This is a genomic window from Microvirga sp. CF3062, from assembly GCF_036314045.1.
Taxonomy (GTDB): Bacteria; Pseudomonadota; Alphaproteobacteria; order Rhizobiales; family Beijerinckiaceae; genus Microvirga.
Map to the genome: position 1 here is coordinate 51008 of NZ_JAYGGN010000006.1, position 23774 is coordinate 74781.

Here is a 23774-nt window from a genome sequence, read left to right on the forward strand (position 1 = left end):
CGGCATTCTGGATGGTTTCATGGAGCAGGAGGAAGGCCCTCTCAGCAAAAATGCTCCTGTCGTGTGACATCGGTGTAAGCGCTCACACCGATGTCTTATTAAGTAGGGGGTTTACCCCCTTACATCACCACCACGGACCGCTTTACGTAGGGCGAGGGTGGGCACAGGGACGAGTTGGGGGCCGTCACGGTGCTGGCCGAGTCCCCCGTAACTTTGGTGTCGATGTTGATGCTGTCGGCAACGATCATCAGGCAGGAGGACGCGGCACTGACCGTGCTGTTGCCATTCACGTTAAGAGTGCCCGCCGGAAAATACAGGGCTCCGTCCAAGGTCGCATTCACGTTCGAGCTCAGATTATGCTGGCCGCCATAATTGCGATCCTGGAAGAACAGGATGCCCGCATGGGGCCCCTCTGTCGGGGCCGAAAGATTGATGTTAGCGCTATCGCTGAAGTCCAGCACCGTATCGTTGCCGGTCAAGTAGATGGTGACGCCTTCACCCATCAGTGTCGAGCCGGCGTCAACCTTCAGCTTGCCGCCCCTGATCGTGTAGACCCCGGGAGGCAGGACGACAGTCGAGTTGCCCGTGATGTGCAGGCCGCCGCAATAGACCGCATTCTGGATCAGACCGAGAAGCTCGCCATTGATGGGGGGCTTGTTGGTGAAGAGGCATGAATCCGAGGAGGTCGGAGGCGGCGGAAGGTTCACGAAGGGATCCTGCGCGACCGTCGTGCAACCCATGCCCGGCTCCGGTGTGACCTCGTTGCTGCTCCTTCGCACATAGCCGCCGTTGAGGCAGACTTCCTCAGCGGTGATCTTTGCCGTGGAGTCCAAGGTCAGGGCGTCACTGGAGGTCGACTGCACATGGACCGGGCAATCGCCCATTTCGATCTTGGCTTTGGAGCTGAGCGTCAGACCCTTGCCGGAATCGGCTAGTGCATTGATGCAGGGTAGCCCGTCGAACCGCGATGCAGTGGCGCTCATCGACATGTCGCCTAGGGAATCGATTCCGAGAACGCGCCCGAAAATCGTTGGCACGGCGTTGCCTTTCGCAGAGGTCCGGCTGGCCGTCACACGAATGGCATTGGCCGCATCTCCAGCACCTGCAGGGGTGAAGGTGTGCGTAGCCTTGTCCCAATTGCCGAATTGAATGTCTTCATAGGTCACCACCGTACCGGGAGGGGCGCCCTTGAGGTTCGCCTCGGCATAGGTGAGGGCGGCTTCGGCGGCCTTGTTCCTGTCCGGCATCACGCTGGCGGCGGCAGAAGCCGCTGCTTGAGCCGTGGTGAGCAACTGCTCCTTCGCCGTGAACGCGTTCATCGTGTCAACGGAAACCGACGTCACGCCCAGCAGCGCGACCATCGCTGGCCCGACGATGAGGGCCGCTGAACCGTTTTCATTCCGCTTGAACGCCCGTCCAAGTCTACGGAAGCCCTTCATGAGCTTACCTCCCGATGCATGGTGACCCTGGTTGATAGAGTGACCAGCCGAAACAGACCGAACGGCTGGAATTTTGAGAGTTCCGTGACTGGAACCGTTACGTCGACGATGACTTCGCTGTCGATCGGGTCGGGGCCTGTTTCATAGCTCACGACAGCCGTGACGGCTGGTCCACCAATCGAAGCCGCCATCCGACTCACGATGAAGTCCTGCGCCTCTTCCCGGGTGAACTCGCCGACGGCCGCAGCGCGGGCTGCCTGCCGGCCGATATGTTCCATGTTTCCCCAGGTGTAGAAGAGCAGGCTACCTTCGACGATCCCACCCATGATGAGGATGAGGAAGGGTGCGACGAAGGCAAACTCCACGGCGAATGAACCGCTGTCTTCCCTCATCCCGCGAGAGAAGCGCTTCCAAGCGGATCGCACATACATGCTCATGCCAAGTTCTGCCGCCAACGCACGAAAGCCCGATGGTTAACTGATGAGCATCATAGAACGTTATTTTAATACCTTACATTCGGCTAAACGACCTAATCCTTACCAAAGGTTAAAGGACAAGATGCCTAGTATGGTCCTTTGCGGAGCGCATAGCGGCGTTCTGCCTTCTACTTCATGCTCATCACCTGGATGGCTGCCGGCGTGACGATGACGGCAAACAGGACCGGCAGAAAGAAGATGATCATCGGCACAGTCAGTTTGGGAGGGAGCGCCGCCGCCTTCTTCTCTGCCTCGCTCATCCGCATATCGCGGTTTTCCTGAGCCAACACGCGCAGGGACTGGGCGAGAGGAGTGCCGTACTTCTCCGACTGGATCAGGCTGGTGACAACGCTCTTGACCCCTTCAAGACCTGTCCGGACGCCAAGATTCTCGTAGGCCTTGCGGCGATCCTGGAGGTAGGCGAGTTCAGCGGTCGTGAGGCTCAGTTCCTCGGCGAGTTCAGGGCATTGCGTGCCGATCTCCTCCGAGACCTTTCGCAGGGCGCTCTCCGCCCCCATACCGCATTCCACGCAGATGAGCAGGAGATCGAGAGCGTCCGGCCAGAAGCGGCGGATCGTCTGCTGACGCTTGGTAATGCGGTTCTTGACATAGAGCCACGGCGCATAATGCCCAAACCAGCCTGCCGCGACCACGAGGCCAAGTTTGACGAAGAGTGGATGCTGCAGCTTGAGAATCAGGAAGACATAGATCGAGGCGAGGGCCAGCATGCCGATCGGAGCGAGTGCTCTTGCGGCCAGATAGGTCACAACAGGACCCTGCCCCCGAAAGCCCGCCATGCGGAGCATCTGGACGAGGTCCCCATCCTCTATTTGCTTCGTGAGATCGAAGCGGTCGACAATGTCCTTGAACAGCTTCTTAGGCTCGGTCCTCAGAGATACCTGCTTGTTCTGAGCATTGAGCCGTGCCCTCTCCCGCAGACGGATGCGTTCACGCTCGCTCGCGACGTGGGCCATCCGCTTGTGGAGCTGGTCGCGAGCCAGATAGGGCCACAAGACGAGGATGGTCGCCGCGAAGGTCGAGGTAGCGGCCGAGATCATCATCAGCCATTCGGAGTTGACGAGGAGGATGTCCAAATCCATCACGGCCTCAGAAATCGAAGTTGATCATTTTGCGCATCACCAGAGTGCCGACCAACATCCAGAATGCGCTGATCCCGAGCACCAGATTGCCTAGGTAGGTGGTGAACAGCAGGGCGATATACTCTGGAGACGTCAGGTAGAGCAGAAGGCCGACGAGAACGGGAAGGCTGCCGATAATGGCCGCTGACGACTTCGCTTCTGAACTCGCTGCCTTGATCTTTCCTTGCATCTTCCTGCGCTCGCGCAAGACCTTCGAGAGATTGCTGAGAGCCTCCGACAGGCTGCCACCCGTACGGCTCTGCATGGAGATCACAATGGCGAAGAAGTTGGCCTCGGCGAGTGGGATGCGCTCGGGCAGCTTCTGTACGGCCTGATCGATCGGCAGCCCCATGGTCTGCTCCTCCAGGATCGCCTTGAACTCGGCCCGAACGGGCTCTTGTGCCTCAAGGGAGATGATCCTCAGGCAATCCCCAAGCGGGAGACCTGATTTGACGCCACGCACGATGATGTCGACAGCATTGGGAAACTCGTCGGAAAACCGCTTCAGGCGGCGCTTTCCAAGAATACCAACATAAAGATGCGGGATCAGGAGAGCGCCGGTCAGGCCGAAGCCGAGAGCCGGAAGTGGATTGGAGCTCAGCGTTCCAATGGCGATCAGGAATGAGACCACGCCGGCACCCATGCTGGCGATGTAGTAAGTTCCTTTGTTCCACTCCAATCCTGCCTGCCTCAGGCGTCCGGACAGAGTCGGTCTGGATCCCTTCCTGGCTCTCTGCTTCTCCTCCTGCTCACGCAAAGTGACTTCGATGGCCTTCTTGCGCTTGTTATCCTCAGCACTCATCGAGCGATCAACTGCTGCATCAGTCGAGGCAATGGCTACGAAGCGCCGGTAGCTCTCCGACCGTCGTGCAATCTGCGCATAGAGGAGGGCAAGCACCACACCTGCGACACAGCAGAAGGAGAGCAGGGCAATAGCGATGGGAACAAGCTCTGCCGGAAGCATGGGTCAGGTTCTCCCGGGTTTTGCTTCAGTTCGACTTCTCAGCGGCATCGAGCGCGGCGGCAAGTCTCTTTTCCTCTCCATAGTACCGGGCGCGGTCCCAGAAGCGCGGACGGCCGATGCCGGTGGAACGATGCTTGCCGATGATGTTTCCCTGCGCATCCTCCCCGAGCATTTCATAAATGAACAGGTCCTGGGTGGTGACGACGTCACCCTCGAGGCCGAGTACCTCCGTGATGTGCGTGATGCGGCGCGAGCCGTCACGCAGGCGCGTCGCCTGGATGATGACATCGATTGAAGAGACGATCATCTCCCGGATGGTCTTGGATGGAAGACTGTATCCACCCATGGTGATCATTGATTCAAGGCGGGAAAGAGCCTCGCGCGGCGAGTTGGCATGGAGAGTGCCCATCGAGCCGTCGTGCCCCGTGTTCATGGCCTGGAGGAGGTCGAAAGCTTCCGGGCCGCGCACCTCGCCTACGATGATGCGTTCAGGTCGCATGCGCAGGCAGTTCTTGACCAGATCGCGCATGGTGATCTGTCCTTCGCCCTCGATATTAGGCGGGCGCGTTTCCAGGCGCACCACATGCGGCTGCTGCAAGTGCAGTTCGGCCGCATCCTCACAGGTGACGACGCGCTCTCCCGGCTCGATATAGCGGGTGAGGCAGTTCAGCAGCGTCGTTTTGCCGGACCCCGTGCCCCCGGAGATAAGGACGTTACAGCGCACCCGTCCGATGATCTGCAGGATCTCGGCACCGTCCGGTGTGATCGATCCGAATTTGACGAGCTGATCGAGAGTGAGCTTGTCCTTCTTGAACTTGCGGATCGTCAGGCTCGGCCCGTCAATGGCAAGGGGTGGTGCGATGACGTTGACGCGCGAGCCGTCGGCGAGGCGCGCATCGCAGATCGGGCTCGACTCATCCACGCGGCGACCGACCTGGCTGACGATCCTCTGGCAAATGTGAAGCAGCTGCGCATTGTCCCGAAAGTGGATGTCCGTCTTCTGGACCTTGCCGCCTACCTCGATATAAACCGTGTCGGCGCCGTTGACCATGATATCGGCGATGTCGTCGCGGGCCAGGAGCGGCTCCAGGGGACCATAGCCGAGAACGTCGTTGCAGATGTCCTGCAGAAGCTCGTTCTGCTCGGCGATCGACATCACGATCTTCTTGGCCGTGATAATGTCGTTCACGATCTCCCCGATAGCCTCCCGCGCCTGCAGGGCTTCCATCCGGGACAGCTGTGCCACATCGATGGTTTCGATCAGGGCTGCGAAAATCTGATTCTTGACCTCGTAGTATTTGTCCGACCGGCGGGTGGAGAGGGACACGGGGACCGCACCTTCGCCCGAGGCGGCTTTGGCAATCGCCGGAGCAGAGGGGGACGGGTGCTCGCCTGAACCCGGTATCAAGCCGGCAGGGGGGGCAATCGACAGCCGGTCAACCTGGGCAGCCGGAAGGGATCCGGGAGTTCCGTTGATCCGTTCTTCCCTCAGACTTCTCTTGCCGAACATGTGAGTAGACGCCCCTGCCTGGCGTTTGTCGCTCTGCTTTCATCTCCAAAGGGATGTGCAGGCTTCTTTTGCCGCAAGTTCATTAAACGGTTTCCCATCGGAAGGGTCTACTCGGCTTCCTGGTCTAGGATCTAGACTGGAAGATCAGCCAAATGGCCTAATTGCGAAGGCCAAGGAAGGGGTGGTTTGAAAGAGAGAGCAAAGGATTGGAACCATCTCATGCCGAAGTCCCGTCAAAGGGTTTTCGCCGCCGCGGCTTTCGCTGCTGCTGCATTCCTCTCAGGAAGCAGCATTGCCGATGAGGCTCAGCTTCGGCCGGCACGGACAGTCAGGACGGATGTTCCGGCCGGCCGGCCTCCCGTTACGGTTGGCGTAACTCTGGACTTTGCGAGAATTCTTGCCTTTGATTATCCGGCACGTACGATCGTCATCGGCAATCCCAACATCGTCGATGGGACGCTCAGTGACGAGTACACCATCGTCCTGACCGGGAAGGCTATCGGAAGCACCAACATGATCGTGCTGGGAGACAGCGGACAGGAAGTCGCCAATCTCGCCATCAGTGTGTCTGCCAACGGACATCAAGTGACGACAGTTTATCACGGCACCGAGATGCAGATCTTTTCCTGCTCCGAAACATGCAGGCTCGTGCCGACTGTTGTCGGCAAGTAGGGATCGTCAGCGCATTATCGCGACCTCTTTGAGGGACGTTCGCCAGCTTTCCGTCGAAAGCTATCCAGCAGCGATCCAAGGCCGAGCCTGCCCTTGCGGCCGCTCTTCTGATCCCGCCGTCCCGCTAGAGCTTCTGCCACGGTGCCGAAGGCCTTTGCGGCCGGGCTTCTCCCGGCGACTTCAGCGATCATCTGGCCCTTGTTGGCTGCGCTCCCGAACAGGTTGGCGTCAAAGAAAACCGTCGCCATCAGCTCTGTCTGCAGGGCCTTCGTGAAGTCGTTCGGCTTGATCTCAGGACGTTTAGGCATTCCGACCTGATTGAGCACCAGCTTGGGCGGCGGATCATGCGGGCGGGATTGCTGCAGGATATTGAACATGGCCTTGGCATTCCTGAGGCTGGCAAGGTCCGGGGTCGCCGTGATGACGATCTCGTCGACCGACAGCAACGTCTTCTTGGCCCAGGCCGTCCACAGATGCGGCATGTCCAGGATCATGAAAGGTACGCTGGCCTGTGCAACCTCCAGGAGGCGCTCGATGGCATGCTCCTGCAAATCGTAGGTGCCGGTAAGGTCCACCGGAGCGGATAGCAGGCTCAGATTTTCGCCGCACCTCGTCAGGAGGCGGTCGAACAGAACTTCGTCGAGGCGGCTGACATCCTTGATCGCCTCGGCAATGCCCTGACCGCCATCTACGTTGAAGTCGAGGCCTGCGGTGCCGAAGGGAAGGTCCATATCCGCAAGAACTACATTCGAGCCGAGGCGGCGCGCCAGAGTCCACGCCACGTTGTGCGCGAGGGTGGAGGACCCCACCCCGCCTTTGGCGCCGACAAAGGCATAAACCTGCCCAAGCCTGCCGGAACTGACCTCGCCGTAGATCCGGGAGATTGCCTCGATGACCGCAAGAGGATCGACCGGCGCCAGCATATACTCACTGACCCCTCGACCGAGAAGCTCGCGGTAGAAGGTGATGTCGTTCATGCCGCCGACTGCCATGACCCTCGTGCCCGCGTCGCAGACTTCCGCCAGCCGGTCGAGTTCCTCGAGGAACTCCGCTCCAGTCGAGCGGCTCTCGACGAGTACGAGATTGGGCGTCGGGTTCTGTGCGTAATGCCGGGCAGCCGCCTTGATGCCGCCTGTGTTCAGGCCGACACGGGCCCGGGCCATCTGACGGTCTGCCGCCATCCGGGACATGGATGCGGTCACGTCTTGGGTCTCGCAGAAGACATCGATCGATATGTGAGGGATCCGGACGGCCTCTCTTGATCTTGTCTGGCTATGATTGTGCTGAGCGCCGATGGCACCGTCGCGAAGCACGTTGAGCTGATTGATGGGGGCTCCGGCCGCCAATGCCTGGAGGCTACCTGCCGTGTCGAGGGTGCGATCAGTCATCAACGAGATCCTCTGCCTCGGCCGGGCAGGCCTATCTGAATGTCCATGGCCTTTAGAACTTCACGACTTCGCTCTGCCCGGCCCGCAGCACGCGCACCGACGTGCTGCTCGGCGATTTTGGCGCAGCCTCGTCCTGAATGTCTGCGACGGAGCGAAGGGCAAGGGACAGGGTGCCAGAGGCCTGTGCCGTTGCGATGATTTCCGCTTGCGCCGGTGTAAGCTCCAGGGTGGCTGTCTTGCCGATTGCAACGCCCTTGACCTTGATCTCGGCGATGTTCTGATCCACGGCGAGAACACGGATATTGCTCAGGAGCGTTCGGCTTACATTCTCCTTCTGCCCTTCCGCAGGGCGATTGCCCGTCTGAATCACGTCGACCCGGTCGTTGGGGAGAATGAAGCCGCCTGCCGTGCTCTCAGCCGAGATGCGGATGGCCACGGCGCGCTTGCCTGGCGGAAGCAGCGAGGCAAGAAGGTTCGCCCCGCGGGACAGTTTGTCCTCTCGGATGGGCTCGCCGACGACGAAGGGATTGCGAACCATCATGCCGTTCATCGCCTCGAGCGCGTTCGGCTGGGCGGCGCGCGTGATGAAGCCGGAGTTGAGGGCATCCGCCGGCCAGGACTGCCAGCGGAGAGCTTTCTCGTTAAGGGCTTGGCCCAAAGGAATATCCATAGCCGCCACCAGGACATCGGTCATCTTGAACTGCGGCCTCGGCGCTTCGACGGTGGTAACGGCTGCGCTCGGCTTGAGGGAGAGGGCTAGCCAGCCGGCGAGCGTTCCGGCACCGAGAGCGACGACAAGAATGACGATGCGGAGCATGATCAGGGGCCTCGACGCCGTTTGCAGGCTGCTGCCGGTTTCATGACAGAGCCGCTATCCAGGGCGTCTTTGAGAAGGTGAGCAGGCCTGCCAATGAGATGGCAATGCCGTAGGGAACGCCGACGCTGGCTTGATGCAGCTTCACGACCCAAGGCAGGCGGTGACAGATCGCGGGAAGCGGCATTGTCCGAAACTGGAGAAGAGCGAGTGTCACGATGCCGCCGAACAGGGCGGTGTAGATCACGAAAGCCGGAGCATGATCGGCGCCGAGCCACAGGGCCACAACGGCCGCGAGCTTCGCGTCGCCGCCGCCGATCCATCCCAGGGCGAAGAAGGCAAACATGCAGACGAGAACGCCAAAGGCCACGGCCGCGCTCAAGCCGATCTCGACAACGCCGAAGCCGGCCAAGGGAGCCAGCGCGGCATAGACCGCCAGAAGAAACAGCACGAGTTCATTGCGGATCTTCATTGTCGTCAGATCCGAGGCGGCAGCCCATAACGTTGCGGCAGCGAAGCACAGGCTGGCGGAGATTCCTGCCATAGCGGAGATCGTCACTGCGGTCTCTCCGTGATTGATAGGCGAAAAATAATTCGTTGAAGCTAAAGAATGAGGAGCGGAGAAGTCAAAACGTTCTCCGCTCCAAGTGAGATCGCTATCTGATCCTAGCTGGCGCTATCGACCGTGTCCTGAACCTTGCTGAACAGGTTTCTCATCAGAGTATCGACCGGCCCGCCCGTCGTTCCGAAGATGGCAACGACAATCACGGCCAAACCAGCAGCAATCAAGCCGTATTCAATGGCCGTCGCGCCGGACTCGTCATTGATAAAACGCGTCATAAGAGACTTCATGGTTTTGTTCCTCGACCTGTGATCCAAAGATCTGCCGCATCACCGATGCAGCCCCCCACAAGCCCTCATGCCTGTGTTACCTTATTCAAGAGGTATTTGGATGCTGTGGTCTATTCAGCTTGATGGCTTAGGCCTTGCCAGATCGGAAGCCTCTGCCAAACGGTCTAGTGGTTCAACTGATGGCTTGAAGCGAGGCACGATGCTGTGCCTTGGCACGCTCGCTCCACACACGAGATAGAATCATCACTGCAACCAGACAACACGCTACCAATCCCAAAGGCGCCTTAAAGAAAGGGAATGCGAAGACGACGGTACAGACGAGCAGCATCAGAAATGGTTCGAACGAGGGAAACCCCCGTTGCAATCCGGCACGTAAGAGGAAAGCCAGGGGGATCGCCAACACGGGGAGATCGTAGATCAGTACGTATGGCGTCGCGAGAAGGACGGCGAGTCCCATTGCTGCGGATCGAACTTCCATAGAGGTCGGGCCGCGCCAGACCCAGATCAAGCCAGCCAAGACAAGCAGTGTTGCCAAGGCCTGGGCGGACCACGCCATTTCCAAGTTGCCCGTAAGCCAGAGAACCGCACCATAGAACGATTGGAGCTTGTAGAGACCCATCTTCCCTTCGGTAAGGATAGCCTCCTGAGTCTGAGAGAGGGAGTTCCAGAAGGCTTCCCAGACTTCGGTGCCAAACAAAAGGGCTGCCAACGCAGACAGAGCCAGAGTGGTCGCCGATGCCGATGCAAAAACCTTCCAGCGGGCCGTCACAAGCAGAATGATCGGAAACAGAATGCCGAACTGAGGTTTGTAGGTGAGAAGACCAAGCAGAAATCCGGCCACCAATGGATGACGATCGAGCAGTGCAAGGGTGCCGCCGACCAGGGCGCCGGTCAGAAGCCCGTTCTGTCCGACAAAGATTGTCCAAAGCACCGCTGGGAACGCCAGGGCGCCTGCCATCGCACCCCAAAGCGGCATGGCAGGCAGAACGGCACGGAGCATCGCAGCATAGGCCAAGAACGTGACACCGATCCAAGAGAGGAAGGCGGCCATATAAGGCATCATGGCGAGCGGAGCGACCGCGAGAAGGAATATCGGCGGGTTAAGCCATGGGAGACGCGCGGTGTGGCCGGGGCCGAGCACTTCGACTTCGGCAATGTGATGCAGGCTCCAGTCGTAGATATCTGCGGCAGAGACTGTCTTCAGCATGCGGCCCGTAGACCAGAAGCTGACGAAGTCAGCAGGGATGATCTGACCATCCTGATTGAAGATCCAAGCTCCCGATTGCCATGCCCGGATAAGAAAGAGGAAATTGACAAAAGCAAGTACCAGAATAAGCAAACTGGCCAAACGGGTAATACGGGTGGAAGGCAGCCACGGTTTGCTCATGCTGCTGAGCATGTCCATCCTCGCGCGCTCAGCTCTTCTTCGATTTCGAGAGATTGTCCCGCAGCATTTCCAGGTTGTTGTTGACCGTCACGCTCGCCGGATCAATTTCGTAAGCCTTGAGGAAATTGGCCCGGGCTTTCGCCGCGTCGCCACGCAAGAGATATGAATACCCGACGTTGTTGTAGTACTCGGCACGGTCACCGATCAGAAGGCCTGCTTCACGATAGGCGCGGTCCGCGAGGTCGAAGCGACGGACGCGGTCGTAGGAGGCAGCCAATCCGAGCCATGCCTCCGGGTTCCTTGGGGCAACTTCGACGGCCCGTTCGTAATACTTGGCCGCGTGGCCGTAATTGCCTTCCGCAAATTGCGTCTTGGCAACCTGGAGAACCTCTCCATCAGGATAGGGATCGACTGAGGCGGGCAGTTCGAGTGCCGCGGGCCCGTCACCAAAGCTCGACAATAATCCTGCGCCGGTGCTGCAGGCCGGAAGGAGCGGGACGACGCATACAACCAAGCAGGCCGCCAACTTGCGTTTGGATGGCCACATCATGGATAAACCCCCAAGTTCTTCTTGCCTGGTTTTCCCAGGTGTTATTCAGGACAACGAGGCCCGGCGCGGATTCCACTAGGTCAATTCTTTCGAGCCAACATCTGGTGTAGCAATGTATCATCCCTACCTGCAAGCCATTCAAGGCTAGGGTGCTGTCAAATGTCTCACCTTCCGCTGCACAGGGTAAACGCACAGCAATGGCCTAGGCTATATGGCTGAGGCAGGCGGTCGCGAGGTGACAAGGCCGCTCTCCTAATCAGCGGTTTGGCAAGCCTAGGCCGATAAGCTGAATGGACTTGTTCTTCCGCGGCAACCTACAAGATTCCAAGGACAAAAGGCGGATCCGGGGCAATGCAAGCAGGATTGAATCGAACGCGCGGCCGCGCTGCGTTTAGAGCGGCGGGGATCGCTCTCGCATTGATGATTTTGGCATCCTTCATGCCGGTTTCGCCGTCCCACGCGCAGGAGCGGTTCCTGCGTTTCAACAGGGGGAAGGCTGTGGGCGAGATCAGCGTTGCCCGTGGGCAGTTCATGACCGCTAAGACGGCGACAAATGTGGGCCGCGTGGTCGTCGGCAATCCGGAAGTCGCCACGGCCGTCCCCCTGACCAGCCAGTCCTTCTATGTCTTGGGTAGATCGGAGGGACGGACCAACGTCGCAGTCTTTGATGCGGGCGACGAATTGCTCGGCACCGTCAATGTGGAGGTCGGCGCCGATACTCCGGACCTTGCCGCCTCAATCCAAGAGGTCATTCCCAAGGCCAATATCAAGGTCGAGACCATCAACGGGAAGCTGCGCCTGAGCGGCACCGTTCCCGATGGGGTCTCTCTGCGCAAGGCAGTCGAAATCGCAGAGCAGTATGGCTCCGAGGGCGTCATCAATGCGCTGCGCGTCACCGGCGGTCAGCAGGTGATGCTGGAGGTACGCTTCATTGAGGCGAACCGCAACGCAGGGCGCGAACTGGGCATCAGCTGGTTCGGGCGTCGCTTGAGCCAGCCGCCGGGGCGGGATGGTCGGACCGGAAGCTGGATTCCACGGGGAGATGATGAAGGCCGAGACGGCGTCATTCGTTTCAACCCCTTGTTGCCGAGCGGCAACACTCCCTTCGGAACGCTGATTGCCAACTTCCTCGGTGGTGGTGTCAGCGCTGACATTCTGGTGCAGGCGCTTGAGGAGAAGGGGCTCGCACGCCGCTTGGCCGAGCCAAACCTCATCGCTCTCTCCGGCGAGAAGGCCAGCTTCCTCGCGGGCGGCGAGGTGCCGATCCCGGTGGCTTACGACGAAAAGATCACTGTCGATTATAAGGAATATGGTGTCCGCCTGACCTTCACCCCAACTGTGCTCGAGAATGGCCTCATCAACCTGAAGCTTGAGCCGGAAGTCAGTCAGGTCGACGATTCCGTGCGCGTGGATCTCGGGGCGATCTCCATCCCAGCGTTCATTACCCGGCGGGCCAGCACATCAATCGAGGTCCGCGACGGCCAGAGCTTCGCCATGGCGGGTCTTCTCCAGACTGTCCACACCAAGAACCAGGAACAGCTTCCCTGGCTCGGTCAACTGCCGATCGTGGGCGCGCTCTTCCGCTCCTCGGGTTTCCAGGAGCAGGAGACCGATCTCGTCATCATCGTCACGCCGCGGTTGGTGAAGCCGGCAAAGCCCGGGCAGCCTCTGCGCACGCCGCTCGATGGCAGCAAGCCCAGCAACGATATCGAATTCTTCCTTATGGGCTCGCTCGAGGTGGACAGCGGCATGCAGAAGCGCTTCGCCGAGGGTGAAGGGGTGATCGGACCCTACGGGCATATCGTCGAAATCCAGCCGGAAAAGCGGAATGTCAGCAAGAAGATCACCCGGAAATACTGACCGGCTCAAAGTTCTCTGCGTCCTGGTGCCGGCACTCGGTCTTGGCGGCTGCGTGGACTACTTGAAACGCCGCGACACCGTGACCCTTGAGGCAGGCGATGCCCAAGCCTGGAACAGGGTCGTCCACACGGCCGATCCCTGGCCGCCTTATGTCGCCGACACGCAGATTGATGGTGACGGACAGCGCGTTGCTCGTGCGATGCAGCGCTACAGCACGGGTGCCGCGGCTGCCGCGCAGACAGCCCAGCCGTCAGGATCGAATCCGGCCGGTTCCTCTGGCGAGGCAAGCCAGCCAGCCAAGTGATGTTGTGCCGGATTGCGGCCGTTGAAGCTGGAGGATTGCCTCGCGGAATGCACCTCGTGATAAGCTGACAGGCCATCGGAGCCTGTCATGACCGGACGAGCCGAAAAGACCAGCCACCTTGTACGCGGGCTCAGAAGCCCCAATGCCGAGAAGCCGGTTTCGCTCGCCCTGCAGGGCGGTGGGGCTCACGGGGCTTTCACATGGGGCGTTCTCGACCAATTGCTTGAGGATGGGCGCCTCGCCATCGAGGCGATCACAGGCGCAAGCGCCGGATCCATAAACGCGGTGGTCCTTTTCGAGGGCTGGCTCGAAGGCGGGCGGGACGGCGCACGCGAGCAGCTTCGCACGTTCTGGCAGCGCGTCAGCCTGGATGGCGTTCTGTCGCCCGTGCAGCGCTCGCTCTTTGACCGCATGTTGAATTTCTGGAGCCTAGGCGGAGCAACGACGCAACTCTGGCTTGATGCTTGGTCGCGGGTGGCAAGCCCTTATGATTTGAACCCGCTCGACATCAATCCCTTGCGGGATGCACTCAACGAGCTGATCGACTTCGACCGGGTGCGCGCCTGCCAGGATGCAAAGCTCTTCATTGCAGCGACCAATGTATGGTCCGGAAAGATCCGGCTCTTCACCGGTCCTGAGCTGACGGTCGATCATGTTCTTGCCTCGGCCTGTCTTCCCATGATCTTCAAGGCCGTCGAGATCGATGGAGAGCCCTATTGGGACGGGGGCTATTCCGGCAATCCTGCCCTGTTTCCGCTCTTCTACGAGACGGAAGCGGACGATATCGTGCTCGTCCAGATCAATCCGATCGAACGACGCTCGACGCCGCAGACCGCACCGGAGATTCAGAACCGTCTCACCGAGATCACGTTCAATGCCCATCTCCTGCAGGAACTCCGGGCCATCGATTTCGTCACGCGGTTGATCGATGAAGGCAAGCTTTCGCAACAGGACTACAAGCGTGTGCTGATGCATCGGATCCACGGCGACGAAGTGCTCGACGCGTTTACCGCCGCCTCGCGCCTGAGCGCCAAATGGGAGTTTTTCGAACAACTCAGGGATCTGGGCCGAGAGGTCGCCCGGAGCTGGCTTTCGCAAAATTACCAGCACATCGGGCAGAAAAGCACGCTCGACCTGCGTGGCGCTTATTCTTGATTGAGCACCTAACGCAGCTGTTTTGAAAGCTTCGCAGCCTCGAGAGCCTCTTTCGAGTGACTCCTGTATCAGGTTGCTATCAGTAACATTCCTTGAATCTTGGGCTTTGCGTATGTAACGATAGATTAATTCATCGAATTTTCCCGCGCATCCAAGGCCAAAGCATCATGGGAATCATAACGTATCAATCGGTCTCGGATTTCAATCCGTCGCTCGATGACATCTTCGCAGGGCCGCGGCGCCAGGTCAGCTTGGGGCCCAATAGCTTCAGGCAGGAGGTCGTCGGCGGACCATGGGATGGATGCCAGATTTCCTATGTCGGCCAGAACTTCAAGGACAGCCCCGACGACACCTTCCCGAGCGGGGCTGCTATGGTGCAGCAGGTAACGATTTCCTGGCAGGGAGAGACGCTCTTCCGCTTCCTAGGTCTCCCTTTTATATGGCTGAGTGATATTGTCTTCAAATCAGGGATTACTGCCGTCGAGAACGTGTTGCAGGGGACGACCTATGGCGGCCCGAACACGTTTGAGGGCAATACAGGATCCGATCGACTCACCACCTATCGAGCCGGTGACACCCTCAATGGTGGAGGAGGCGACGACCGATTCTGGGGGCGCATCGGCGGCACGATCCTGCACGGACAGGCCGGGAACGATACATTCGTTGCAACCGCATCCGATCTGTCCGTCAACGGCAGCGTGAACGCTGAACTGGGACTGGCCGAGACGGATAGCCTCGAGATTCATGGCCTCAACATCTCCTTTGCCGCCATCGCCAACGTCGATGTCCTCCGGTTCGTCGACAATGGCGATTTCGTCAATCGCTCCACCGTGCTGCGTGCCGACCAGATCGGCGATGGTCTCCTGTCGAAGACTCTCCATGTGGAGGGCGCAGCCGGGATCGCCAATCGGATTCTGGTCGAACGGCCCTTGGGGGGAGGCACCGTCCAGATCGATCTCTCCGGATGGACCTTCGACGCAGGCTGGCTGGGCAGCGCATTCCGTGTCGAACTCACATTCAACGAGGGCGCCACACCTTTCGACGATACTGTCACAGGAACCGGCAAGGATGATCTGATCAGGGTTGGAAACGGGGCCAATATTCTGCGCGGGGGCCTTGGTGCCGATAAGCTCAATACGGGAGCCGGCGACGATCTCTTTCTCTATGGAGCGGGCGAGGCTGCGCCCGGCGAACTCATCAACGCCGGCGGCGGTATCGATACCATCGAGGTGCGGGGTGACAACGACTTCTCCACCATCACGCTCCGCAGCATCGAGCGCCTGCGCTTTGCCGGAGAGGCGAAGGTCACTCTCGGTGCTGGGATCGCTCCCCTTGAGGTTACGGGGGATGATCACGTCAACCGACTTGGCTTCACCTTCTTCCAGGCTGGTAGACTCGACTTGTCGTCCTGGGCCTTCAACGATTGGGGCGCTTCCGACGAGATCGAGATCAGCAGTTCCTCGGGCGACGATGAGATCGTGCTCAAGGCTGGAATTCGGGCAAGTGTCGAGGGCGGTGCTGGCAACGACATCTTGACGGGTGCGGACGGTGACGATTGTCTCGATGGAGGCTCGGGCGCGGACAGCATGACCGGCGGCTCCGGCGACGACACCTACATCGTCGACAACATTGGCGATGTGGTCGTGGAGGCGATGGACGGAGGCACGGATGCGATTCGTGCGTCGGTCACCATCACGCTCGCAGACTTCGTGAATAAACTCGTTCTCACGGGAACGGGCGCCATCGATGGTACCGGCAACGGTCTCGACAACGAGATCACCGGCAATGCCGCCGCCAACGTGCTCAATGGCAGTGCGGGCGCCGATACGCTGCAGGGCGGCGACGGGATCGACACTGCCGTGTTCTCCGGGGGGCGCGCGAATTACGTGCGCACCGTCGACCAGAACGGCCTCGTGACCCTTGCCGACCAGCGCATGAACGGGGACGGCACCGACCTACTGAGCGGGATCGAACTCTTCCAATTCGTGGACCGCACCTACACCCTGGCCGAGCTTCTCAACAATGCGCCCACCGGCATTGCGCTTGAGAGCGGCCTCATCCTGGAGAATAGCGAGCCGGAGGTCTCCGTCGGCACTCTTTCGGTCGTGGACGATGCAGGGCCGCATACCTATTCGTTGCTTTCCGACGCAGGCGGCCGCTTTATCCTCGACGGCGACGAGATCGTGTATACGGGGCAGGGCTCCCTCGATTATGAGCAGGCTTCGAGCTATGTCATTCGCGTGAAGGCGGAAGATTCCTTCGGCTCGGCCGTCGAGAAAGACCTGACGATCGTAGTCGGCGATGAGACCAGCGAGCGCGCCACCGGCACGACGCAGGCCGATACGATGTGGGGCGGCGCGGGCGATGACACGTTCGACGGTCTGGCAGGCAACGACCTGTTGAGGGGCGGCGGTGGCCGCGACGCGCTGACGGGCGGAAGAGGCAAGGACGTGTTCGCCTTCGACAACGGGGATACGGGCTCGTCCAAGGCCAGGGCAGACACTATCCTCGACTTCAAGGGCCGGGAGGGCGACCGGATCGACCTGAAGGCCGTCGACGGCAACACGAAGAAGGGCAGTGACCAGGCTTTCAGCTTCATCGGCACCAAGGCGTTCACCAAGACGGGCCAGGTGCGTTACGAGAAAACGAAGACCGAAACTTACGTCTACCTCAACACCGACAGCGACAAAGCAGTCGAAGCCGTGATCAGGCTCAAGGGCGCCATGGATCTGCAGAAGAGCTGGTTCGTCTTGTAAAAGGCCCCGCCGATGCCGGCGGAGCCTGTCTTGATCAGCTGCGCTTAGGCGGATTGGCCGGCCAGCTCTTGATGAGCGTGTCGTAGTCCACCGTCTCGCCCTTCGGCTTCTCGTTCGCCAGCTTGCGCTGGGGTGCGATGGTGCCGGCGGCTTCCGCCTTCTTGAACCATTCCTCTGCCGAGGTCTTGGGGTTCATCTTCGGGCCGCACTCGCCCTGCACATTGGCGCGCTCGAGACGGGTGAGCACGTCGTCCTGGGCTGCTGCGAGCGAGTCCATCGCCTGCTGCGGCGTCTTCGAGCCGGAGGCCGCATCGCCGATGTTCTGCCACCAGAGCTGCGCGAGCTTCGGGTAGTCCGGGATGTTGTTGCCGGTCGGGGTCCACTGCACGCGGGCAGGCGAGCGGTAGAACTCGACAAGGCCGCCGAGCTGCGGTGCGCGCTCCGTCATGGAGGGGTGCCAGATGTCGCTCTCACGGATGAAGGTGAGACCCACATGACTCTTCTTCAGCGAAACCGACTTGGAGGTCACGAACTGAGCGTAGAGCCATGCTGCTTTGCGGCGGTCCACCGGTGTGGACTTGAGGAGCGTCCACGAGCCTGCATCCTGGTAGCCGAGCTTCATGCCTTCCTTCCAGTAGGAACCGTGAGGCGAGGGTGCCATGCGCCATTTCGGCGTGTTGTTCGCATTCATCACGGGAAGGCCGGGCTTCACCATGTCGGCGGTGAAGGCCGTGTACCAGAACATCTGCTGGGCGATGTTGCCTTGCGCCGGTACCGGGCCCGACTCGGAGAAGGTCATGCCGCCCGCTTGCGGCGGTGCATATTTCTTCAACCAGTCGAGATATTTGGTGATGGCGTAGACGGCCGCAGGCCCGTTGGTGTCGCCGCCGCGGTCGACGGAGGAGCCGACCGGGCGGCAGCCTTCCATGCGGATGCCCCACTCGTCGACCGGCAGACCGTTCGGAATGCCCTTGTCGCCGTTGCCGGCCATGGACAGCCATGCATCGGTGAAGCGCCAGCCGAGCGACGGGTCCTTCTTGCCATAGTCCATGTGGCCATAGACCTTGACGCCGTCAATCTCCTTCACGTCATTGGTGAAGAATTCGGCGATGTCCTCATAGGCCGACCAGTTCACCGGCACGCCGAGGTCGTAACCGTACTTGGCCTTGAACTTCTCCTTGATGTCAGGACGCTGGAACCAGTCGTAGCGGAACCAATAGACGTTGGCGAACTGCTGGTCCGGCAACTGATACATCTTGCCGTCCGGCGCTGTCGTGAACGATTTTCCGATGAAGTCGTTGATATCCAGCGTCGGCGAGGTGACGTCCTTACCTTCGCTTGCCATCCAGTCGTCGAGCGCCACCGCCTGCTTGTATCGGAAGTGGGTGCCGATGAGATCGGAATCGTTGACCCAGGCGTCGTAGATGTTGCGGCCAGACTGCATCTGAGTCTGGATCTTCTCCACCACGTCGCCTTCCTGAATCAGGTCGTGGGTGAGCTTGATGCCGGTGATTTCCGAGAACGCCTTGGCGAGGGTGCGCGCCTCGTATTCATGGGTCGTGATGGTCTCGGAGACCACGTTAATCTCCATGCCGGCGAAGGGCTTCGCCGCATTCACGAACCACTCCATTTCCTTCAACTGCTCGTCCTTCGAGAGCGTCGAGGGCTGGAACTCGCTGTCGATCCAGCGACGGGCTTCTTCCATGCCGGCAAGAGCGGCACCGGTGCCGAGCGCCATGGCGAGGACGCTTGTCGAGACGAACAGTTTCAAGCGCCGATGAGACTGAGTGATTTTCATTTTGTCCTCCCAGATGAGCCCCTTGCCGGCTTGCTGCCGGTCTTTGTCCCCTCGGTTCGGGTGAACCGAAGGGCTTTTAAGTTTCCTGTCTCCTCACACGTAGCGGAACACCGCCGCCGCATAGAGAAGCGAAAGAGCCGATGCCCACCACAGATCCAGACCGACAAGGCCAAGCCAGCCGAGATGGATGAAGGCGGCACCGAGAAGCGAGATGAAGAGACGGTCGCCCCGTGTCGTCGGAATACGCAAGATTCCGACACGCTCTGTCTCCGGCCGATAAGCGGCAAGCAACGTCATGATCAGGAGCAGGCTCGCGATGAGGGCGAAGAAAAGGCCCGTCTGCCACGTCCAGGCCATCCAGGCGAAATCAGGCATGGGCGCCTCCTTAAACCCGCCCCAGGGCAAAGCCCTTGGCGATGTAGTTGCGGACGAACCAGATCACGAGTGCGCCGGGCAGGATGGTGAGCACGCCTGCAGCAGCCAGCATGCCCCAGTCCATGCCGGAGGCTGAGACCGTGCGGGTCATGGTGGCGGCAATCGGTTTGGCCGTGACGGAGGTGAGCGTGCGTGCGAGCAGCAGCTCGACCCAGGAAAACATGAAGCAGAAGAAGGCGGCGACCCCGACGCCGGATGCGATCAACGGCATGAAGATCTTGATGAAGAACCGCGGGAAGGAGTAGCCGTCGATGGCTGCCGTTTCGTCGATCTCTCTTGGCACGCCGGACATGAAGCCCTCCAGAATCCAGACGGCGAGCGGCACGTTGAAGAGGCAGTGCGCCAGCGCCACGGCCCAAGGGGTATCGAAGAGGCCAATGGCCGAGTAGAGGTTGAAGAAGGGCAGGGCGAACACCGCCGCCGGCGCCATCCGGTTGGTGAGCAGCCAGAAGAACAGGTGCTTGTCGCCCAGAAACCTGTAGCGGGAAAAGGCATAGGCTGCCGGCAGCGCGAAGGTGATCGACAGCACCGTGTTGATAATCACATAGGTGAGCGAGTTGATATAGCCCGAATACCAGCTCTCGTCCGTGAAGATCCTGATGTAATTGTCGAAGGTGATGTCGCGCGGCCAGAGGGTGAGGCCCGACGTGATCTCCATGTTGGTCTTCAGGCTCATGTTCACGAGCCAGTAGATCGGCAGCATGAGGAACAGGAGGTAGAGCGTCATCACGACGACGCGGCCGCTCACGCGAGGACCCGAGAGGGCGCGGTTCGCAGCCAGCGGGGCCGCGACAGGCTTCACGTCCGAACGACCGACGGCGATGGTTCCGCTCATGCTTCGACTCTCTCGCGCTCGGCATCCACGCTGGTCATGACGGTGTAGAAGACCCAGCAGATGGCGAGGATGATCAGATTGTAGACCAGGGACATGGCGGCGGCTTTGCCGAGGTCGAACTGCCCGAGCGCCAGCTTCACCAGATCAATGGACAGGAATGTGGTGGCGTTACCCGGACCGCCGCCGGTGAGCACGAAGGGCTCGGTATAGATCATGAAGGAATCCATGAAGCGCAGCAGCACGGCGATCAGCAGCACGCGCCGCATCTTCGGCAACTGGATCGTGCGGAACACCGCCCAGCGCGAGGCTCCGTCGATGCGGGCAGCCTGATAATAGGCATCCGGAATGGACTTCAGCCCGGCATAGCAGAGGAGGGCGACGAGGCTCGTCCAGTGCCACACATCCATGACGATGATGGTCACCCAGGCGTCGATGGGATCGCCGGTGTAGTTGTAATCGATGCCCAGACGGTTGACGACCCAGCCGAGAAGGCCGATGTCGCCGCGGGCGAAGACCTGCCAAATGGTGCCGACCACGTTCCACGGAATGAGCAGCGGCAGCGCCATGAGCACGAGGGAGAGCGCCACCGTCCAGCCTTCTCGCGGCATGGACAAAGCCACCGCGATGCCGAGCGGCACTTCGATCAGCAGGATGATTGCGGAGAACAGCAGCGTGCGCAGGAGCGAGGACAGGAACTGCTCGCCGAGCTGACTCGACGGATCGAGCAGTTCCTGGAACCAGCCGATGCCGTTCCAGAAGAACTGATTGTTGCCGAAGGTGTCCTGAACCGAATAGTTCACCACGGTCATCAACGGCAGGACCGCCGAGAACGCGACGATCGCGAAGACGGGCAGGACGAAGAGCCAGGCCCTGTTGTTGAGGGTTTTCGTCATGCCGCATGCCCTCCGGTGGCTTCGCCCGCGACCAGATGTCCATTGGCATAGATGTGCACATGGTTCGGATCGAGCATGAGCGAGGCCTCACTCCCTTCGATGGAGATGCCGTCCGGAATGCTTGCGGCAAGGGGGCGACCGTTCATCTCCACGCGGGCAATGCGGGCGCGCCCGATATCGTCGATGCGCCGCACGTGAACGGGCAGGCCCGTCCCCTTCGGCTGGAGTCGAGCGAATTCGGGCCTGATGCCGAGTTCGATGCGCTCGCCGTCGGAGAGAGTGCGATAGGCGCGCCGGAGCGGGATCATGGTGGTGCCGATGAAGGCAGTGGCGCCCTCGACCCGGCAGGGAAGGATGTTCATGCCGGGCGACCCGATGAAGTGACCCACGAAGGTATGGGCGGGGCGTTCGAACAGCTCTTCGGGTGTGCCGGTCTGCACCACGGCGCCGTCATGCATGACCACGACCTTGTCGGCGAAGGTGAGCGCCTCGGTCTGGTCGTGCGTCACGTAGATCATAGTGATGTCCAGAACCCGATGAATTTCCTTCAAGGTGGAGCGCAGTTGCCACTTCAGATGCGGATCGATGACCGTCAGAGGCTCGTCGAACAGAATCGCCGCCACATCGTGGCGCACGAGGCCGCGGCCGAGGGAGATCTTCTGCTTCATGTCGGCCGTGAGATTGCTCGCCTTGCGGTCGAGCACGCGAGTGAGATCGAGGAGGCTTGCGATCTCCTCCACCCGCCGGGCCGTCCTGTCGCGGGGCACGTTCCTGTTCTTGAGCGGGAAGGCGAGGTTCTCGCGCACGGTCATCGTGTCGTAGACCACGGGAAACTGGAATACCTGCGCGATATTGCGGGCTTCCGTCGACAGGTCCGTCACGTCGAGCTCGTCGAAGAGCACGCGCCCGCGCGTCGGACGCACGAGCCCGGAGATGATGTTGAGCAGGGTCGTCTTGCCACAGCCCGACGGCCCCAGCAGGGCATAGGCGCCGCCCTGGCTCCAGACGTGGTTGATCTCCTTAAGGGCGTAATCCTCCCCCGTGCGCGGGTTGGCCCTGTAGGCGTGGGCGAGATGATCGAGCGTGATGCGGGCCATTGGTCTTTCTCACGCTGCTTTCTGAGCCGGATCCGCCGCGGCGAGGCGGCCATCCGCATCAAAGAGGAAGAGGCGGCGCGGATCGAGATAGGCGGTTACCGAAGATCTCGGCTCCAAGCGCCTCACGCCGGGCACAAGAGCCACGAAGCGATGGTCGCCGGCATCGAGATGCACGTAGCTCTCCGAGCCCGTGATCTCGGCAACGGATACGGTCGAAGAAATCGTGATCTCATGGCTGCCGGTGGGCTCGAGGGTGAGATGATGGGCTCGGAACCCGACGGTGTATTCACCATCGGGTACGCTGGCGAGAGGTCCGATTGCAGGAACCTGTCCGCCGGTGCTGAAGGTGGCAGCGCCATCCGCCTTGCGGGCTTTCAGGGTATTGAGCGGCGGGTCGGAGAAGACGCGGGCTGTGACAAGGTCATGAGGCTGGCGATAGACCTGCGGAGTCGGCCCGAACTGCGTCACCCGGCCCTGGAACAGGGCGGCCGTGTTACCGCCCAGAAGCAGAGCCTCGGACGGCTCGGTGGTGGCATAGACGAAGATGGCTCCCGATGCCGCAAACACCCGCGGCAGTTCCTCGCGCAGTTCCTCGCGTAGCTTGTAATCGAGGTTCGCCAGCGGCTCATCGAGGAGGACGAGGTCGGCACCCTTCACCAGCGCCCGCGCGATGGCGGTCCGCTGCTGCTGACCGCCGGAGAGATTGAGCGGTTTGCGGTCGAGATAGGGCTCGAGCTTCAGAAGCTTGGCGGCGTCGCGCACGCGTGCGTCGATTTCACTCCGGGCTGTGCCAGAGACGCGCAAGGGGGAGGCGATGTTCTCATAGACCGTGAGCGAGGGATAGTTGATGAACTGCTGATAGACCATCGCGACGCTGCGCCGTTGCACCGGCCAGCCCGTCACATCCTTCCCCTCGACCACGACACGACCGCTCGTCGGTGCATCGAGCCCTGCCATGAGCCGCATGAGGGAAGTCTTGCCGGATAATGTGGCACCGAGCAGCACATTGAGCGAGCCGCGCTCCAGGGTGAGATTGACATCCTCGATGTGAGTGGAGGCTCCGACCTTCTTTGAAACGCCATCAAGAACGAGAGTCATCGGCACTTCCCTGGAGGTCGAGCAGAATAGGAAAAATCGATGGTGAGAAGGGCGATGCCGACCAGCGCCGGTTCAGGCCGTGAACGTGCGATCATTCGGGTTCGAGGCATTTCGCAAGCGCCCCGATGCAGAGGCCCTGCTCTCGAGACCATTCCGCATCCGGCAAAGTTCGTCCCTGCGGCGCGTTCGGCCGCGTTTCGGGCTCTGTCGTGCCCGTATGCGCCATCCCTCACCGCGACGCATAACGTCGCCGTTGCTTGCGGACTCAAGAGCGCTTCTCCCGACCCTCGGGGTCTGATCTGTCGTTGTTGTTATGGTGAAGGTATCTTGCCCTCAGGGCGAAAGCAACCGG

At 60.5% G+C, this 23774-nt stretch carries 22 protein-coding genes; 5 read left to right on the forward strand and 17 right to left on the reverse strand.

Annotated elements, in window-relative coordinates:
- Positions 1-119: 119 nt before the first annotated feature.
- The 5 genes from VB618_RS12170 to VB618_RS12190 form a co-directional block, all read right to left on the reverse strand.
- Positions 120-1439, reverse strand: coding sequence for a TadG family pilus assembly protein (locus VB618_RS12170; protein WP_329796932.1), 1320 nt, complete (start codon positions 1437-1439; stop codon positions 120-122).
- Entirely contained in the window at positions 1436-1831 is a 396-nt protein-coding gene (locus tag VB618_RS12175) for a TadE/TadG family type IV pilus assembly protein (RefSeq protein ID WP_329796933.1), read from the reverse strand. The genes VB618_RS12170 and VB618_RS12175 overlap by 4 nt, the downstream gene beginning before the upstream one ends.
- Positions 1832-2043: 212 nt before the next feature.
- The gene (locus tag VB618_RS12180) at positions 2044-3015 is read right to left on the reverse strand and encodes a type II secretion system F family protein (RefSeq protein ID WP_329796934.1); all 972 of its coding nucleotides are present in this window, start codon (positions 3013-3015) and stop codon (positions 2044-2046) included.
- A gap of 7 nt (positions 3016-3022) precedes the next feature.
- Positions 3023-4018, reverse strand: coding sequence for a type II secretion system F family protein (locus VB618_RS12185; protein ID WP_329796935.1), 996 nt, complete (start codon positions 4016-4018; stop codon positions 3023-3025).
- A 25-nt stretch (positions 4019-4043) separates the two neighbouring features.
- The gene (locus tag VB618_RS12190; protein ID WP_442931760.1) at positions 4044-5528 is read right to left on the reverse strand and encodes a CpaF family protein; all 1485 of its coding nucleotides are present in this window, start codon (positions 5526-5528) and stop codon (positions 4044-4046) included.
- Positions 5529-5747: 219 nt separating this feature from the next.
- Here VB618_RS12190 and VB618_RS12195 point away from each other — a divergent pair, with 219 nt between their 5' ends.
- The gene (locus VB618_RS12195) at positions 5748-6200 is read left to right on the forward strand and encodes a pilus assembly protein N-terminal domain-containing protein (protein WP_329796936.1); all 453 of its coding nucleotides are present in this window, start codon (positions 5748-5750) and stop codon (positions 6198-6200) included.
- A 14-nt stretch (positions 6201-6214) separates the two neighbouring features.
- On the opposite strand, the gene VB618_RS12200 is transcribed toward VB618_RS12195, so the two are convergent.
- From VB618_RS12200 to VB618_RS12225, 6 genes are all read right to left on the reverse strand, one after another.
- Complete coding sequence (locus tag VB618_RS12200; protein WP_329796937.1) at positions 6215-7588, reverse strand: AAA family ATPase; 1374 nt, start codon at positions 7586-7588, stop codon at positions 6215-6217.
- 52 nt (positions 7589-7640) lie between these two features.
- Entirely contained in the window at positions 7641-8405 is a 765-nt protein-coding gene (gene cpaB, locus VB618_RS12205; RefSeq protein WP_329796938.1) for a Flp pilus assembly protein CpaB, read from the reverse strand.
- A 40-nt stretch (positions 8406-8445) separates the two neighbouring features.
- Positions 8446-8961, reverse strand: a complete 516-nt coding sequence (locus VB618_RS12210) for an A24 family peptidase (RefSeq protein ID WP_329796939.1) — start codon at positions 8959-8961, stop codon at positions 8446-8448.
- 107 nt (positions 8962-9068) lie between these two features.
- Positions 9069-9254 carry a Flp family type IVb pilin gene (locus VB618_RS12215; protein ID WP_329796940.1) on the reverse strand — a complete coding sequence of 62 codons (186 nt, stop codon included), beginning with the start codon at positions 9252-9254 and terminating at the stop codon, positions 9069-9071.
- Positions 9255-9426: 172 nt separating this feature from the next.
- Entirely contained in the window at positions 9427-10653 is a 1227-nt protein-coding gene (locus VB618_RS12220) for a glycosyltransferase family 87 protein (RefSeq protein ID WP_329796941.1), read from the reverse strand.
- A 16-nt stretch (positions 10654-10669) separates the two neighbouring features.
- Positions 10670-11101 carry a tetratricopeptide repeat protein gene (locus VB618_RS12225; RefSeq protein WP_329796942.1) on the reverse strand — a complete coding sequence of 144 codons (432 nt, stop codon included), beginning with the start codon at positions 11099-11101 and terminating at the stop codon, positions 10670-10672.
- 510 nt (positions 11102-11611) lie between these two features.
- Between VB618_RS12225 and VB618_RS12230 the strand changes: the two genes are divergently transcribed.
- The 4 genes from VB618_RS12230 to VB618_RS12245 all read left to right on the forward strand — a co-directional run bounded on the left by VB618_RS12230 (position 11612) and on the right by VB618_RS12245 (position 17266).
- Positions 11612-13051 carry a type II and III secretion system protein family protein gene (locus tag VB618_RS12230; RefSeq protein ID WP_329796943.1) on the forward strand — a complete coding sequence of 480 codons (1440 nt, stop codon included), beginning with the start codon at positions 11612-11614 and terminating at the stop codon, positions 13049-13051.
- Positions 13020-13355, forward strand: a complete 336-nt coding sequence (locus VB618_RS12235) for a hypothetical protein (RefSeq protein WP_329796944.1) — start codon at positions 13020-13022, stop codon at positions 13353-13355. The genes VB618_RS12230 and VB618_RS12235 overlap by 32 nt, the downstream gene beginning before the upstream one ends.
- Before the next feature lie 87 nt (positions 13356-13442).
- Entirely contained in the window at positions 13443-14510 is a 1068-nt protein-coding gene (locus VB618_RS12240; RefSeq protein ID WP_329796945.1) for a patatin-like phospholipase family protein, read from the forward strand.
- A 167-nt stretch (positions 14511-14677) separates the two neighbouring features.
- Positions 14678-17266: a calcium-binding protein gene (locus tag VB618_RS12245; RefSeq protein WP_329796946.1), complete on the forward strand. Its 2589-nt coding sequence runs from the start codon at positions 14678-14680 to the stop codon at positions 17264-17266.
- Positions 17267-17300: 34 nt separating this feature from the next.
- On the opposite strand, the gene VB618_RS12250 is transcribed toward VB618_RS12245, so the two are convergent.
- The 6 genes from VB618_RS12250 to VB618_RS12275 all read right to left on the reverse strand — a co-directional run bounded on the left by VB618_RS12250 (position 17301) and on the right by VB618_RS12275 (position 23422).
- A complete protein-coding gene (locus tag VB618_RS12250; protein WP_329797202.1) occupies positions 17301-19004 on the reverse strand; it encodes an ABC transporter substrate-binding protein in 1704 nt (567 codons plus the stop codon).
- 153 nt (positions 19005-19157) lie between these two features.
- Positions 19158-19439, reverse strand: coding sequence for a DUF2160 domain-containing protein (locus VB618_RS12255; protein WP_329796947.1), 282 nt, complete (start codon positions 19437-19439; stop codon positions 19158-19160).
- A 10-nt stretch (positions 19440-19449) separates the two neighbouring features.
- Positions 19450-20226 (reverse strand): carbohydrate ABC transporter permease, encoded by a 777-nt coding sequence (locus VB618_RS12260; RefSeq protein WP_329797203.1) that lies wholly within the window; start codon positions 20224-20226, stop codon positions 19450-19452.
- 104 nt (positions 20227-20330) lie between these two features.
- Positions 20331-21227 (reverse strand): carbohydrate ABC transporter permease, encoded by an 897-nt coding sequence (locus VB618_RS12265; protein ID WP_329796948.1) that lies wholly within the window; start codon positions 21225-21227, stop codon positions 20331-20333.
- Positions 21224-22324: an ABC transporter ATP-binding protein gene (locus VB618_RS12270; protein WP_329796949.1), complete on the reverse strand. Its 1101-nt coding sequence runs from the start codon at positions 22322-22324 to the stop codon at positions 21224-21226. Before VB618_RS12270 ends, VB618_RS12265 begins: the two co-directional genes overlap by 4 nt.
- Before the next feature lie 9 nt (positions 22325-22333).
- Complete coding sequence (locus VB618_RS12275; protein ID WP_329796950.1) at positions 22334-23422, reverse strand: ABC transporter ATP-binding protein; 1089 nt, start codon at positions 23420-23422, stop codon at positions 22334-22336.
- Positions 23423-23774: the final 352 nt, after the last annotated feature.

Coding starts and splice junctions, on each gene's coding strand:
- VB618_RS12170 (WP_329796932.1), bottom strand. CDS start 1,439: ATGAAGGGCTTCCGTAGACTTGGACGGGCGTTCAAGCGGAATGAAAAC.
- VB618_RS12175 (WP_329796933.1), bottom strand. CDS start 1,831: ATGAGGGAAGACAGCGGTTCATTCGCCGTGGAGTTTGCCTTCGTCGCA.
- VB618_RS12180 (WP_329796934.1), bottom strand. CDS start 3,015: ATGGATTTGGACATCCTCCTCGTCAACTCCGAATGGCTGATGATGATC.
- VB618_RS12185 (WP_329796935.1), bottom strand. CDS start 4,018: ATGCTTCCGGCAGAGCTTGTTCCCATCGCTATTGCCCTGCTCTCCTTC.
- VB618_RS12190 (WP_442931760.1), bottom strand. CDS start 5,528: ATGTTCGGCAAGAGAAGTCTGAGGGAAGAACGGATCAACGGAACTCCC.
- VB618_RS12195 (WP_329796936.1), top strand. CDS start 5,748: ATGCCGAAGTCCCGTCAAAGGGTTTTCGCCGCCGCGGCTTTCGCTGCT.
- VB618_RS12200 (WP_329796937.1), bottom strand. CDS start 7,588: ATGACTGATCGCACCCTCGACACGGCAGGTAGCCTCCAGGCATTGGCG.
- cpaB (WP_329796938.1), bottom strand. CDS start 8,405: ATGCTCCGCATCGTCATTCTTGTCGTCGCTCTCGGTGCCGGAACGCTC.
- VB618_RS12215 (WP_329796940.1), bottom strand. CDS start 9,254: ATGAAGTCTCTTATGACGCGTTTTATCAATGACGAGTCCGGCGCGACG.
- VB618_RS12220 (WP_329796941.1), bottom strand. CDS start 10,653: ATGCTCAGCAGCATGAGCAAACCGTGGCTGCCTTCCACCCGTATTACC.
- VB618_RS12230 (WP_329796943.1), top strand. CDS start 11,612: ATGATTTTGGCATCCTTCATGCCGGTTTCGCCGTCCCACGCGCAGGAG.
- VB618_RS12235 (WP_329796944.1), top strand. CDS start 13,020: ATGTCAGCAAGAAGATCACCCGGAAATACTGACCGGCTCAAAGTTCTC.
- VB618_RS12240 (WP_329796945.1), top strand. CDS start 13,443: ATGACCGGACGAGCCGAAAAGACCAGCCACCTTGTACGCGGGCTCAGA.
- VB618_RS12245 (WP_329796946.1), top strand. CDS start 14,678: ATGGGAATCATAACGTATCAATCGGTCTCGGATTTCAATCCGTCGCTC.
- VB618_RS12250 (WP_329797202.1), bottom strand. CDS start 19,004: ATGGCGCTCGGCACCGGTGCCGCTCTTGCCGGCATGGAAGAAGCCCGT.
- VB618_RS12255 (WP_329796947.1), bottom strand. CDS start 19,439: ATGCCTGATTTCGCCTGGATGGCCTGGACGTGGCAGACGGGCCTTTTC.
- VB618_RS12260 (WP_329797203.1), bottom strand. CDS start 20,226: ATGACGCTCTACCTCCTGTTCCTCATGCTGCCGATCTACTGGCTCGTG.
- VB618_RS12265 (WP_329796948.1), bottom strand. CDS start 21,227: ATGACGAAAACCCTCAACAACAGGGCCTGGCTCTTCGTCCTGCCCGTC.
- VB618_RS12270 (WP_329796949.1), bottom strand. CDS start 22,324: ATGGCCCGCATCACGCTCGATCATCTCGCCCACGCCTACAGGGCCAAC.
- VB618_RS12275 (WP_329796950.1), bottom strand. CDS start 23,422: ATGACTCTCGTTCTTGATGGCGTTTCAAAGAAGGTCGGAGCCTCCACT.